Genomic DNA, 13,882 nt, shown 5'->3' on the forward strand with positions numbered 1-13,882 from the left:
CTGCCTCCGGTAGAGTTCCGGAAGCAGTTTATAGCCTAGGGTCTTTTTTCAATGTCTATTAAATGGGGTCTTGACCAGTACAGAAGGCGGTTTATATGCATATTATCGTAACAATTGCAGCGGGAATTAGCGATGCTTCCAGCTTATTCTCGATTCTGATTAATGAGATCTTCGATGCGGCTGCAAGCATCTTGAGGACCCTCCATATTCATCCACATCAGCTGCATTTCATCCCGCAGCAGATTGAGCTCGCTGTCCGACAAATTCAGCTCCAGGAGCGTTTTTGCATAAGGCAAAATATCCTTGAAGATATTGTAATCCTTGGGATGGATCTGCGGGTCCAGCAAGGAATCGTCCTCCGCAATTTCCCGGCGTGCCGGAATGGTGCATCCCAGCTTTTTGAGCAGCGACTGCGCTTCTGCTCCGACCATATAATCAATGAAGCTCTGAGTCAGCTTCAGCCGCTGGCTGTTCTTGTTGATTGCCAGTCCCCCGCCAAGCAGAAGTGTTCCTTCGGATTTCTCCTTCGGAACAGGGCGGACATTCCAGCGCAGCGAGCTTCCGCGGAATTCATTCATGAAGTAGTACGTACTCAGGATCATGGCTACCCGTTCTTTTACAAATAATGATTCCGCCAAGTACTCGCTGCCATGCGAATAGATGGGGGAAACCTTTTCTTTATACATTAAGTCCAGGCAAAATTGCAAAGCCTCGATCGTGTTGGCATTGTCTAGATTGCAGGTTCGATTAGATGACGCCAAACTCCCCTCATTTTGCAGCATGAACACCGGCCAGCGATGGGGGGAGGAGGAGAAGCAAAAGCCATAGTGATCGATTCGTTCATCTTCGTCCAGATCGGCCGTGAGTTTCTTCGCGGTCTGGACCAACGCGTTCCAATTATGAATGGTGTGCTCTCTGCTGATCCCTGCTTGGTCAAACAAACTCTCGTTGTAGCATATGACGACGGGCGAGAACAGGAAAGGCGTGATGATCGATTCTCCTGCCAATTGAAATAATTCGTAAATCTTCGGGTAGCTGTCAGCTTCGGGCTGCAGCTCCGGCGAGATATACGGCTCGACTAGATGAGCCTTCTTCAGGTCCAGCAAGTGACGGAACTGACTATCAGACACCATGAACAGGTCCGGTCCCTCACCGCTCTCAATCATGTGGACGATGGTCTCCATATAGCCGGATTCCGGTATAATCGTAAGCTCAACATTGGCAAAGGGCTGCGACGCTTGATATCGATCGACAATCTCGCGTACGATATCGATTTCATATGAAGTCGAAAACCACGCAAGCTTAATCGTTTCTCTGACGGCAAGACCGTTAATCGGAGCGAGAACCCGGTTTCCTTTGCCCGATATTTTCTCTATGAGACCTTCCTCAACAAGCTCGGCAAGCACTTTACGTATGGACACGCGACTAAGCTGATATTGTTCGCTCAATGTATTCTCAGGTAGTATAAATTCATCTGGTTTAATGCTCCCGCTTAGTATTTCACCGCGGAGGTCATCTTTGAATTTTTGATACCGTTTCGTGAAATCATCTCTTCTACTTAACACAACAATCCGCTCCTATAAGGTTATATCAGCTTCTTTCTATTATATACTAGCGTATTTCTATTTTATACTAGATTCCACTTTCAACCAACGATCCAGAAACTGATAGCTTATATTGCGAATCGGATCCGGGAAGTTATGACCTTCATTACCCATTAAGGATGTATATTGCTCTTCATAGCCCAGCCATTGATACAAGCCGTAAATATCCAGGGAGGCATACGATGCAGCCTGCCAATTCGGGAAGATGGCGTCATTCTGTGCGAACCAGTTAAAGAGCGGCCTTGGTGCCATGAGAGCCATAATTTCATGGAATTCAAACGGAACAAAGCCATCGTTCAAATCATCCGTCAGCTTTGGTATATGTGAGAACCATTCCCGCTGTCCCCAGCGCTCTGGAGTAGAGTCCTGCATGAAAGGGCAGAATCCGCAGCTCGATACGACAGCTTTAATCCGGTCATCTACGGCTGCGAGGAAGTAGGCGTTATAACCGCCCAGCGAATGACCGATAGCACCGATCCGATCAGGATCTACATAGGGGAGCGATTGCAGCAGCGAGATGCCTTGTTGATGATCATGTATCATCTTGCCGACGGCAGTAGATGACGGATGAGCCGCATAGAACGGGGCAGTCTGGAAAGGCTCCGTCCCTTCATAAATACGCTCTCCGGCTGTAATCGTATCCGGAGCGAGAACGACATATCCTCTGGTGACAAGCTCCAGTGCATACCTGCGGCCTGCCCGCCCGGCACTCGTTGCAATGTCATCCTTTCCGTGCGGATCGGTTGGGTGCAGTGCCAGCATGGCGGGATAACGCTTGTTGCCATCCTCCGAGGCTGCCGGATGGCTTGGAATGAGCAAATAAGCTGTTACATGATCGCCGTAACCTGTTGCATAGGTTAGATGAATGCGAGTGTGATCTGCCTCTTGGTCTTCGGAGTGAATCTCGTATCGGCAAGGGATGGGATCAGGTATCCATCCGATATATCGCTGCCATACTGATGCGATCCGGTCCCGTTTCAACACCCAATCCTGGTGGTCTGCGACATCTTCCAGTAAACCGGGAAAGTCTGCTTCTGTTAACCGCGATAATGGATAAGCCATTCATCATTCACCTCTCTGATAAGGAATAACTCCACAGATGCGTGGAGATTGCAAAATACAACGTACGGTCCCGCTTGACAAAGCCTGAAGTAATCGGAGCTGGCGGAGTCGCTATCCGCTCAGGGATCAGGGTGTCAAGGGGGATGCGGAATACGGCTTTGCTGAGTACCCCGTAAATGCAGCCATCGGCTTCATCCAGTTCCCAGCCTTGTCGCACGATCGCCCCCCATTCCAGGAGGCTTTCCTGGTGGATAAGCGATTCGGTCTTTGGATCAAAGACGATGTATTCCGAACTGGATGTTAGCGCATGAATCCAGTCTCTGGAGTCCACAAGGAGCAAGGAATATTCGCAAATATCCGCCCGGGGCTGCCAGCTGTTCAGCAGGGTACGAGTTCGCCAGTCCAGTTTGTAGATACAGGCCGCCTTGCTTATCGGATTCGCGCCTCCTGGAGTTTCAATGCTTGTACCTCCCACCAGATGCCCATCTATCGTCTCGGCCAAGGCCATGGTGCTTTGATTTGGAATGAGTTTCGTATGGGGAATGAGCGTGTCCTCACCCGAAGGAAGATGATAGATGCATAAACCCCCGCCTACCCTTCCGTAGCCCGGAAAACCGCCGTAAGCGATATGTTCGCCTCCGCTTAGCGCGATGGCACATCGGGGCCGATGAATATCGATGGGACGTTCCGTTACGCAGATCGGGTTGCGCAGTTCTCCTGTTGATTGATCGATATGAATGGGCTTCGAAATATCGTAGAGATGAAGACCCCCACCTGGATAAGCGGCTCCGGCAATCCAATTGCCTTGGGCTGCATAAGCAGCCAGATTGCCGCCGGCGCCATTCTCGATAATATGAGGGCCCCAGTTATGTAATCTTGTTTGATCGGGTTCATATAAGTAGAAGTGCAAGGGGTGGTTTGACGTCCCGTAAATATTCCGATCCGGCCCGAGGAAGAGGGGCGAGAGCGATGCACCTTCCGAGTTATAGGATAGGGGAATCGACGTAAGCTGCCCTGTCAGACGATGCTGAAGGATCAGCACGCGTTCCGACAGGCTGTGCCGGACTACCTGCCAGTTCCCTGGGAGCTGACGATGCAATTTTCCGAAGCTCTCACCGCTATACCATGAACCGGGGGCCTGTTCCCCTGGTATATTTTCGATGATTTCTCCGCGTTCAAGGCGGACCCAATCGCTGCCGATTTGGGCGTAAGCAAGATATTCCTGTTCGCGAATATCCCGCTGATCATCGTATCCTTGTCTTACCAGGCCCACGCCGGTCGTCCGCAGATGATCCGGCAGCAGGGAGTGTTTCTCCCCACTGCTGGTATCATAGGCGATGATATTCTTTTTGGATGTTCCCGTTCCAATATAGACCCAGCCATGGCTGTCAACCGCCATATGGAAAGGATACTTCTGTTCAATATCCACAGAGCCCAAGGGGGAGATATCACGCTCGGATTTACGGTAGCAGCAGAGACGGCATTGCGGATATGAAGCCATATATATATGGCCCTGTTCATTCTCGGCATAACTGAATCCGCACAGCTCATCCTGGTCTCCGACCCGCAGGGCATCCATGAACTCAAGCCGAAACGGGTCAAACGCATAGAACATGACGCCCGCTCCCATATAGAACATGCCATCCTTGCTGCTGAACGTATCGTAGGGGTATTCGACGTCCCGATTCGGAAAATTCACTTGTCGGCAATCGCCGGTTGCTGGATCAACAACGATCAAGAAGCCTTTGGCTGCAATAACGACTCGGCTCTCTCCTGAATCGTTGGTGCAGACAGCCGCAGTTCTGGACTCAACGGCATCGACCGGTATGCCCAAATCCGAAAAACTCATCGTGGTTTCCTCCCATTTTTCATGCCATTTATTTTTGATAGTATAGAGCAACCTTGCGAATGGCCGCAACGATGTCCAGGACATCCTGATGGGTGTAGAATTCGCTCAGGGGCACTTGCACAGCCGTCTGCAGAATGGCTTCTGCATGAGGACAGTCGCCCCGCTGATAGTGTACATCAGAGAGTTCAAACGGGAATGTACTGCCGGGATAGGCATGTTTCTGCTGGAACATGGGCTGCATATAGATGACATCGGGAATATAGCCCATTCTGTTTGTGATACCTTCGGCGCTCAACGCAGCGCAGAATTCCTCCCGGCTGCACGTCAAATTGTCCAAAATGAGACGGAACATATAGAACCAATAGGTACAGGTGCTCGCTTCGGGTATTTTCATAATAGACAGGGAGGGCAGGTCTTGCAGCCCAGCGTCCAGCGTCATACCGATCCGGCTTCGTTGCTCGCATATCCACTCCAGCTTTCGCAGCTGAGCTATGCCGACAGCACCCTGGAGTTCGGTCATGCGATAGTTTGGTGCCAGACTCTCCGGCATTCGCCCCACGTCGGTCCCCATACGGCGGTAGTTCTTATCAGAGAAGGCGTGGGTACGATGGTAGTCCTCTTCCAGACCGGAATTCACGGTGACGATGCCGCCATCCCCGGTCGAGATATGCTTGAAGTCATTCGTACTGAAGCATCCGTAATCACCGATCGTGCCGACCAGTCTGCCTTTATATTTCGTCAAGTAAGCTTGGGCACAATCCTCAATAACCTTCAGCTTATGCTTTCTGGCGATCTCCATAATGGGATCCATATCGCAAGGGTTGCCTGCCAGATGAACGACCAGAATTGCTTTGGTTCTTGGCGTTAAACGTGATTCAATGGAAGCCGGATCCAGATTGTACGAATGAGGCTCCAGATCGGCGAATACAGGAATCGCATTCTGATACAGGATGCCGATGACGGTACCTTGATCCGTAATGGGACTTGTGATGACTTCGTCGCCTACTGTGATGCCCGCAGCACCGAGGGCTACATGGAGCGCGGCCGTTCCTGATGATGTGGCTACACTGTAAGGGACTTGGTACATATCATTGAAATCGGACAGAAACTTCTTTACTTTATGACCGAAGTGATAGAACAGCGTGTTTTGTTCCAGCGCCTCAAGCAATTCCTTTGCCTCTTCCAGTCCAAATCGCTTGCCTGTGCCAAAGGGCGTTTTTTTGGTTTGATCGCCGCCATGTATGGCGAGCTTATGCATCTGATTCATGGATTGATTCACCCCGCTAAAATATCATCATGCCAGTATCGTTTTTTTGCATCGAATGCCATATTGAATATGCACTTCTCCGGCCTCGCTCGATTCGTCGGATAGCAGAGGAGTCCAAACGACGGCCGCTCTGGCTTGCCCTGGATTGTTAACGACGGGTTCCCCGTAGGAATCAATACCTTCTATCCAAATTTGACGCTTCGCACGTACCCATTCATTGATCTGGCTGCCGGTCCAGAATTCAAAGCCGGCATTTCTGGCTTCTTCAATGACCGCAACAATTGCTTCCCTCACTTTAGGCTGCTGCAAAATATGTGTTTGATGGAACAGGAAATGCGCCACCCCGCCTACCTGCTGGACCCTTTCCAAAAATGGACGAATAACGCTTCGGTCCGCGAGTGCGTGATGATCCAGGTCCTGTGTCAGAAAGCCAACTTCCAGAACCGGGTACATCCGGTTTTGCTGATCGGACCATGCGATTGGGAAATAAGGGTGGCAGGTTCCGAATACAAAGCCGATATTCCCTTTTTTGCTTGGGCCCCGGGATTGGTCAGAGGCGATATCATATTTCTCGCACCAGTCGAAGAGTTCTCCCCAGCCCTCAAAGCGGGTGTAATGATTCTTATTGGAAGTGACATTGGTAGAGCCGGTAGCAGACTTGAACCAGTTCAACTGCCGTACAAACTCATCCTCCGACCAGAAGCCACCGTCCATTTCAAGTGCATTATAATGAAGTGCAAGCTCATGACCATCCGCTTTGATTTGATCGTACAGATGGGGAGAATATCCCGGCTCTATCATGCACCAGGTGCTTTGTACATTCTGCTCCCGCAGGACCTGCAGCGTAATCTCGGCTGCTTCGTCAAGGTTCAGGTCGCTGTCATGCGAGATCATGGCTACGTGCTGAACTCCGCTGGGCCAATAATCCACGAAGGGAAGCGTCAAGCCATGCCCGGCTGCAGCATGTAATAGATGCCCGGTGAGAGCCTGCCTCCAGAGATCAGCGTAAGGGTGGGCGAAGTAATCCATCCCTGTCTCTGTTTTGGTCCGGTCATATTCCCAGTCCTGCTGAATGTCATCGTCCGCTTTTAATATCCAATCATCAACTGAAGCGGTACCGTCCGGAGCGGGCAGGCCATCCGTTACGATGGGAGTTTTACCTTGCTGGAGTCTGACGATGGTAGCCGGGATATCGACCGACCAACGCTCCAGCCGGCCTTGCCCTACCTGGAAGCTGTGCAGCAGCGTGCCGCATTCCGCCCCTTCCGGGCGGTTCTGGCGGAGTGATCCGTGATGCGTGCAGTCAAAATCTGGGGCATCATCAGCCCATTCCCATGGATGAGCATCGAAGCAGCGGATAGGTACGTCGTTATACCACGCGGATTGAAGATCGGCATAGCTGACGGCTTCCTCTCTGGACGGCCGGAAGCCCAGTCTGGCAGCGAGCGGTCCCATACCGGCATAAGAGATGACAATCCCGCCTTGCATCATGAAAGACCACAGGGCTTCCATATCTTCTGAACGTTCGCTCACTACGGCTGCAATGACGATGTCGACGTTGTCCGGATGGATAAGCTCCGCCCGATCCAAACGCTGATAAGTTAATCCTGCCTGGTCCAGGATTTCATAGATATATCGCTGAAAAACGTTGACGCCATATCGGTGTCTATGATTTACGGCTTTTTGATCCAGCCATACGCCTATTCGAGCCATTGGCATCGTTGTCACAACCTTTAAATGAAGTAATGAGAAAAAAGATGTTGGGCCTTCGTGAAGCCCAACATGGTATCAATTAAACCAATAAAGTTATTTCCACAGACGCTCGGTATAGCCGCGAGCTTTAATTTCTGCGTTGTATTCCTCGATAATCTTCGCGCCTCCGCGGCTCATATATTCCTGGACCATCGCATCCCAATCGGAAACCGGACGATTGCCCGTAATCATTTTGGTCTGCTCATTCATCAGCAGCTGCGTCAATTCAGCACCGACCTCGGTCTCTTTCGCTGAGATGATGCCTACATGCGGCGGATAATAAAGCTTATACTTCTTGTTAATATCAACAAGCTGCTGTGTTGCATCGATCAGCTTCGGTTCAGAATAGGCATGAGGGTACTCCGCATCGTCTTCTGGACCAATCCAGGCTGTGCTATCAATGAAATACAGGAATGGCTCTGTGCCGCTGGCCGGATCATTAATAGGAACGCGTACATTATTCTCGTCCAGATTGTAGCCCACGCCTTCATTGCCATAGAACCAGTCGAAGTCCTTATTATCCGGAGTCACTTTCGATGCTTGATAATATTGACGCGAGAACTCATGGATCTCCAGCATTTTACGCACTTTGTCCGGCTGATTGGCCAGTTTGGCGTTAAGCGTGAGGAATCTGGAGAAACCGGCACCAGCTGTGAAGCCTTGGGAGCCATCAGGTGCAGCAAACGGCTCCAGTACAACGAATTCGGCCTTCGGATCGATGGCAAGCAGAGCTTCCATGTAATCCTGGGACATGCCGCGTGGAGCTATTAAGAATACGCCTGCTTTTCCGGAATAAAATTCGTTGTTCGTATCTGCCCAGTTCACAACGGCGAAGTCACTGGTCAACGCCTTTTCCTTGTATAAGTCATGGAAGAACGATATGAGCTCTTTTCTTCCTTCGGAGATCAGGCCTGGAATGTAATTACCTTCTGCATCCTGGTGATACCAGGTGTCATGCTGCCAGTAAGGGCCCATGGCGAAGGTCGGATTGATATCCTGGCCAATGGCAAGACCGTACGTATCTTGCTTGTTATTCTGGTCCGGATCATCCTTCGTGAACGCAATGGCGACTTTCTTCAGCTCTTCGTAACTTGTAGGTACAGGAAGACCCAAATTGTCGAGCCAATCCTTGCGTACCATGAACGATTGGGATTCGACCGGTGACCAGGTCGGAATTCCGTAGATTTTACCGTTAACGGTGAAGGGTAGCCACAGCTCATCAGGTATCGCCTTCAAATAATCAAATTCCTCGATGTAGTCGTTTAGCGGGAAGAAGGCATTTTGTTCGGCCCAGCGATTGAATAAATCCATATTGGTGGAACGGAAGCTGATTTGATCAGGCATGCTACCGCCGGCAACCATCGCTGTTATCTTCTCTACGAAGTTGTCATTTGGTATTTTTTCAGCAAAATAATCGACATTGAACTTTTCGTTCAACATTTTTTGGCCTCGCCCGTCTTTCGGAGGCGGATTGCCGAATATGTAAGTCGCCCCCGTAATTTTGTAGGTTTCTTCCGGTTTCTTTGCATCTGATGGTTGATTGGTGCCGCTGTCCACGCCTTCCTTCGGTGTGGCCGTACCATTGCTGTTTGAACAAGCTGCTGTGAACATAAGAATCAATACTACCCATAGCATCATTGATTTTCGGATATTCATTGAGCTGATCCCCTCCATTATGAGTTGCCAATCGTATAGCTGCATTCCGGAATTCCCGGCATATTACCCCTTCACAGAGCCGATCATCACCCCCTTGGCAAAATGTTTTTGCAGGAATGGATACACCAGCAGAATCGGCAACGTAGCTACAAGGATTGCTGCCATCTGAATCGTTACAGGCGGCGGCTGGTTTTCTAGCTGCGCCATAACGTCAGAGCCCAGGGTAGAGGTAGCCTCATTCATAATGACGATCTGCCTTAGAACGACCTGGATGGGCCATTTTGCCGCATCGTTGAGATAGAGGATCCCTTCAAAATATTTGTTCCAATGTCCCACAGCGTAGAATAAGCCGAATGTGGCTAATGCGGGTTTCGAGAGCGGAATGATAATCGACCAGAAAGTACGAATCTCGCTTGCCCCATCGATCAATGCGGCTTCGGACAATTCATTTGGTATGCTAAGGAAGAATTGCCGAATGACGATGAGGTTGAAGGAGCTGATGGCACTTGGAATGATTAATGCCCACAGGGTGTTCATTAGGCCGGTTTCCTTCACAACAAGATAAATCGGAATCATACCTGCGTTGAACAGGATGGTGAAGATAACCATCAGCAGAATGACACGCTGACCCAGAACTTTCCGCGTTAATCCATAAGCCATCGTGGCCGTGAGAATCAGACTTACAGCCGTTCCGACCACGGTGATATAGATGGTAACGAAGATGGAGCGAATGAAAGAATCAGAAGCAAAGATAGCTAGATAAGCATCGCTAGCCCAGTTCGTAGGCCACAGGATGAAGTCTTTCTGAAGGACATCCTGTAGCGACGAGAAAGATACCGAGAGGATGTGAATGAACGGCAGCAGCATGAGACATGCAATAATGATTAAAATGGCAATATTCAGTCCGTCTATCGCTCGTTCGCCTAGTGTACGTTTCAACATAAGTTACAATCGCCTTCTTCCTAATCAGGAGTCGTTAGAAGCATCAGTATAATCCATCTTCGCCAAACCGCTTCGCCAAACGATTGGCTGAAAGCACCAGCACAAGACCGATCACGCCTTTGAACATGCCGACAGCGGTAGCAAATCCAATATTGCCTTGCTGGATACCTTTGAAGTAGACATACGTATCAAGGACATTGCCTGAATCCATATTGAATGGGTTCAGCATCAAGAAGATTTGCTCAAAGCCAGTGTCCAGAACGCTGCCGAGCCGAAGAATGAACAGAATAATAATGACGCCGCGAATGGCCGGCAACGTGACATGCCAAAGCTGTCTCCAGCGATTAGCTCCATCAATGACAGCGGCCTCATAAAGAGAAGGGTTCACGCCTGCGAGCGCTGCCAAAAATATGATGGTGCCCCAGCCGGCTTCCTTCCAGATCACCTGGAGAATAATGATGGGCTTAAAGTAGGCCGGATCCGTAAGGAATGGAATCGCTTCCAAACCGAAGTTTGCCAAGACGGAGTTTACTAACCCTTCACCACGAAGAAATACGACGAAGATACCGACGACAACGACCCATGACAGAAAGTGGGGCAGGTAGATCAAGGATTGGATGAAACGCTTAAGCGTGGCATGGCGAAGCTCGTTCAGCATTAACGCCAATATAATAGAGACAGGGAAGGCCACGAATATCTGGAGTAGTGAAATTTGGATGGTGTTGACCAGCACCTGAATGACTTCGCTGCTCTCAAACATGCGGGTAAAATGCTTAATACCAACCCAATCGCTATTCCAAAATCCCGTGAAGGGATTAAAATCTTTAAATGCGATAACCAGTCCGGCCATTGGCACATAGCGGTATATAATGAAATACAGTACACCTGGAAGAAGCAATAAATAGATATACTTCTCACGATTCATTCTTGTTAGCAATTTTCCCACAATAGCCCCACCTCTTTATACCTGTATTTTACCTGTATATAAAATTATATTAAAAACTGAAATGTGTCAATAACTCTAACATTAATTTTTTGTGATAATCGCTTTCTAAATACATGAATGTCATGAAACATTACTTGGAGTCAATGCCATGTGGCCATATATACATGTGATATACATGTATGCCTTTAGAACGATAGTATGCTTGATTTTTGCAGTAGGTAGATGAAGTTGAAGAATTATGACTGCCTACACTTTTCTTTGATTTCTATCTTGGAAAGTAAAGCTGATGAGAATTAAGTGGGGATGGAAAGTGTCTGGGAACATGATACAAATGGAAGAAGACAAAAGCAATGATGGTAAGGCTTGAGGCCGGACATAGATCATGAGACCGATAAAGGAAGCGAAAGCATCGTCGTTTGGCATTAACTTTCGTAGAAAGACGTCATCCCTTTTCTCTTTGAAAACCTATCAGTTTATAAAAATATAAAAACATAAAATCTCCTGAAGGGAAATTTTATGTTTTTAATAGCTCGCATGTATTAGATAAGTAACTGTTGTTACGATTGGCCTCATCGCAGCATATTGTTTTTATGATTGTAGTAAGAGAACAAAGACATGCATCTGATAATGTTGTTATTGCTTTTAATTAAGATACATATTTCTAATGCTTGTAAAACATAATCAATCCCGCCATCCCGGTTGTTTCTCATATAATAGATCCCCAATTGAATAAGCAATCGTGCGTGCTGTTCCATTCGAATGGGATTATTATAGTCAATTGGTGGCCGATATGGAATATGATCTGAGAATCGATCGAGGATATGATCTATGTTGATTTCGTTATGGTTGGCTACTTGAACAATTCGGAACAAACCCGTAGGAATATCCTGCTCTCTTACAGAAATATAATCTACGTAGTCTTCGAGTACATCAATCTCTCCGGATAATAAACGGTATAGGAGCCTGTTTCCACTGCCCAATCTTTGAATTTTAGGATAATTGCTTGAGATTCATCTGTACTCACTTTAATCCAACTCGTATCTTCATAACAATCAACATAAAATAAAGCCTTATCGTATTGGGCCTGCTCTTCATATACTACTGATCTCGTTAGATAAGAGTAAAGTATATAAAAATAAGCAGGAAACTTGGAAAGTTGTTGTTCGGATCCAAGCGGATACTCCAATTGATATTGTATAGTGGCAATTCGGTGTAATTCTTGAGCGATGCTTTCAACTTCGTTCCAAAGCTCAAGTGAACCATAAACATGGGCAAGTTTATACAAGGCATCTAAACGATGTGAGATATCAAGATGATGGACATGGGATTGAAAAATGGTGGCCGCCTTTAAATTGCTGTCCAAATCATCGCTGAGTGCAATGACAAAAAGTCTATATTGGCAAAGAGCTAATCTCTCAGAATGTTGATATTTTTCACTTTCACTAACAGCCTTAAAGAGAATTCGAGCAGCTAAAAACTTGCGTTGAACGAAGAGTTCCTCGGCAACTTCAAAAAGATAAGATATATAGGAGAGGTTATCTAGCAAATGGCCTACCAAACGATCGATACAATCCAATCTATTTAACTCAGCACAAATAATTATGAACGGTCTAAGCCGCCGCCAAGTCAGGGCAGAGGAAGAAAGACATTCTTCAACGTACTGACTAAAGAAGTGATCTTCAGCTAGGTTCATGGCTGCTGTTATAAGTTTCAGCTGACGTATGGACATAGGCTTGTCATTGTGCACTATCCGGCTGAGTGAGCCGGAATTGATACCCGAAAGCTGAGCGAAGTGAGTAATAGATATATCTTTCTCACTCAGATAATTTTTAAGGGTAGTCCTAATCGTGGTAGTTAGTTCCAAGTGAAATCACCCCACAAGTAAATTTGAAATAATATTAAAATGCAATAATCAGGAATCGGAAAAATGCACTATAGAATAATTTGACAATATATACAAATAACCCTCTTTTCGCCAATCATTTATTATAAATATTCCCCCTTAATAACACAGGAAATTCACATGCCCCTAGTCATTTTTTGCCCACTAAATATCGATATCGCAGTATAAATGGAAGACAAACAGAATTAAAGTCAGAAAAGATCAAACTAAAAGATCCATCACATTTTCTTTTGAAAAACAGCGTGAAATCCGTCTTTTTTCCAGTATTTCCTTCGGAATCGCTTTTGGCATTTGCGGGTGCAAGGCATATAATAAATGCGTAAGGTCAAAAAAGGTCAAATAAGAAAGGGGAATGTATGATGTTTGAATTGATGCCATTCGGGAAGCGAAGAGAGGATGCCTTTGGACAGCTGATGAGAACCTTCCAAGATACATTTAATGAGGATCTGTTTGCGCCGTTCAAGAGCTCAATGATGTCTTTTAAGACGGATGTGAAGGAGACAGAGAGTGCATACCTCGTTGAAGCAGAGCTGCCTGGTTTTCAAAAAGACTACATCGAAATCAGCTACGAAGGCCCTTACTTAACGATCAAGGCCGTGCGTAAGGAATCGAGCAATGTGGAGGATACAGACCAGCATATCGTCCGGAAGGAACGCCATTATGGCGAGTATGTACGTAAATTTCATGTGCAGAACATAGCGGAAGACCAAATCACCGCTTCGCTGAAGGACGGGATCCTCAAGCTTGAAATCCCAAAGCAGCCTGATACCGGTAAGAAACGCATCCAAATACGGGATGATAACTAATATAAACACACCCTCCGATCTGAAGTGCACCCCTTAGAATAGACATTGGATTAAACCCCTGGTTTATCCGATGAAATTCTAGGGGTGCATTTTTT

General features: G+C 47.5%; 11 protein-coding genes. 1 reads left to right on the forward strand and 10 read right to left on the reverse strand.

Annotated features, from left to right (window positions below):
- Positions 1-143 precede the first annotated feature (143 nt).
- The 10 genes from AM231_RS21955 to AM231_RS29705 all read right to left on the reverse strand — a co-directional run bounded on the left by AM231_RS21955 (position 144) and on the right by AM231_RS29705 (position 13,359).
- Positions 144-1,565 (reverse strand): extracellular solute-binding protein, encoded by a 1,422-nt coding sequence (locus AM231_RS21955; RefSeq protein ID WP_054404516.1) that lies wholly within the window; start codon positions 1,563-1,565, stop codon positions 144-146.
- A 57-nt stretch (positions 1,566-1,622) separates the two neighbouring features.
- Positions 1,623-2,666: an alpha/beta hydrolase family protein gene (locus AM231_RS21960; protein ID WP_054404517.1), complete on the reverse strand. Its 1,044-nt coding sequence runs from the start codon at positions 2,664-2,666 to the stop codon at positions 1,623-1,625.
- A gap of 7 nt (positions 2,667-2,673) precedes the next feature.
- The gene (locus tag AM231_RS21965; protein WP_054404518.1) at positions 2,674-4,515 is read right to left on the reverse strand and encodes a hypothetical protein; all 1,842 of its coding nucleotides are present in this window, start codon (positions 4,513-4,515) and stop codon (positions 2,674-2,676) included.
- Positions 4,516-4,543: 28 nt separating this feature from the next.
- Positions 4,544-5,782 carry a DegT/DnrJ/EryC1/StrS family aminotransferase gene (locus tag AM231_RS21970; protein WP_341271629.1) on the reverse strand — a complete coding sequence of 413 codons (1,239 nt, stop codon included), beginning with the start codon at positions 5,780-5,782 and terminating at the stop codon, positions 4,544-4,546.
- 27 nt (positions 5,783-5,809) lie between these two features.
- Positions 5,810-7,501, reverse strand: a complete 1,692-nt coding sequence (locus AM231_RS21975) for a polysaccharide deacetylase family protein (protein WP_054404519.1) — start codon at positions 7,499-7,501, stop codon at positions 5,810-5,812.
- Positions 7,502-7,588: 87 nt separating this feature from the next.
- Positions 7,589-9,190: an extracellular solute-binding protein gene (locus AM231_RS21980; RefSeq protein ID WP_242615272.1), complete on the reverse strand. Its 1,602-nt coding sequence runs from the start codon at positions 9,188-9,190 to the stop codon at positions 7,589-7,591.
- A 63-nt stretch (positions 9,191-9,253) separates the two neighbouring features.
- Positions 9,254-10,132 carry a carbohydrate ABC transporter permease gene (locus AM231_RS21985; RefSeq protein WP_054404520.1) on the reverse strand — a complete coding sequence of 293 codons (879 nt, stop codon included), beginning with the start codon at positions 10,130-10,132 and terminating at the stop codon, positions 9,254-9,256.
- 43 nt (positions 10,133-10,175) lie between these two features.
- The gene (locus AM231_RS21990) at positions 10,176-11,057 is read right to left on the reverse strand and encodes an ABC transporter permease (protein WP_053494013.1); all 882 of its coding nucleotides are present in this window, start codon (positions 11,055-11,057) and stop codon (positions 10,176-10,178) included.
- 931 nt (positions 11,058-11,988) lie between these two features.
- The gene (locus tag AM231_RS22000; RefSeq protein ID WP_054404522.1) at positions 11,989-12,942 is read right to left on the reverse strand and encodes a helix-turn-helix domain-containing protein; all 954 of its coding nucleotides are present in this window, start codon (positions 12,940-12,942) and stop codon (positions 11,989-11,991) included.
- Between the two features lie 240 nt (positions 12,943-13,182).
- The gene (locus AM231_RS29705; RefSeq protein ID WP_207383683.1) at positions 13,183-13,359 is read right to left on the reverse strand and encodes a hypothetical protein; all 177 of its coding nucleotides are present in this window, start codon (positions 13,357-13,359) and stop codon (positions 13,183-13,185) included.
- On the opposite strand from AM231_RS29705, the gene AM231_RS22005 reads away from it, so the two are divergent.
- Positions 13,341-13,787, forward strand: coding sequence for an Hsp20/alpha crystallin family protein (locus AM231_RS22005; protein ID WP_054404523.1), 447 nt, complete (start codon positions 13,341-13,343; stop codon positions 13,785-13,787). The two genes, AM231_RS29705 and AM231_RS22005, sit on opposite strands and share 19 nt — an antisense overlap.
- The last annotated feature ends 95 nt before the right edge of the window (positions 13,788-13,882 follow it).

The organism is Paenibacillus solani (genome assembly GCF_001277345.1).
Lineage (GTDB): Bacteria > Bacillota > Bacilli > Paenibacillales > Paenibacillaceae > Paenibacillus_AQ > Paenibacillus_AQ solani.

Coding starts and splice junctions, on each gene's coding strand:
- AM231_RS22005 (WP_054404523.1), top strand. CDS start 13,341: ATGTTTGAATTGATGCCATTCGGGAAGCGAAGAGAGGATGCCTTTGGA.
- AM231_RS21970 (WP_341271629.1), bottom strand. CDS start 5,782: ATGAATCAGATGCATAAGCTCGCCATACATGGCGGCGATCAAACCAAA.
- AM231_RS21990 (WP_053494013.1), bottom strand. CDS start 11,057: ATGAATCGTGAGAAGTATATCTATTTATTGCTTCTTCCAGGTGTACTG.
- AM231_RS21975 (WP_054404519.1), bottom strand. CDS start 7,501: ATGCCAATGGCTCGAATAGGCGTATGGCTGGATCAAAAAGCCGTAAAT.
- AM231_RS21960 (WP_054404517.1), bottom strand. CDS start 2,666: ATGGCTTATCCATTATCGCGGTTAACAGAAGCAGACTTTCCCGGTTTA.
- AM231_RS21985 (WP_054404520.1), bottom strand. CDS start 10,132: ATGTTGAAACGTACACTAGGCGAACGAGCGATAGACGGACTGAATATT.
- AM231_RS29705 (WP_207383683.1), bottom strand. CDS start 13,359: ATGGCATCAATTCAAACATCATACATTCCCCTTTCTTATTTGACCTTT.
- AM231_RS21965 (WP_054404518.1), bottom strand. CDS start 4,515: ATGAGTTTTTCGGATTTGGGCATACCGGTCGATGCCGTTGAGTCCAGA.
- AM231_RS21980 (WP_242615272.1), bottom strand. CDS start 9,190: ATGAATATCCGAAAATCAATGATGCTATGGGTAGTATTGATTCTTATG.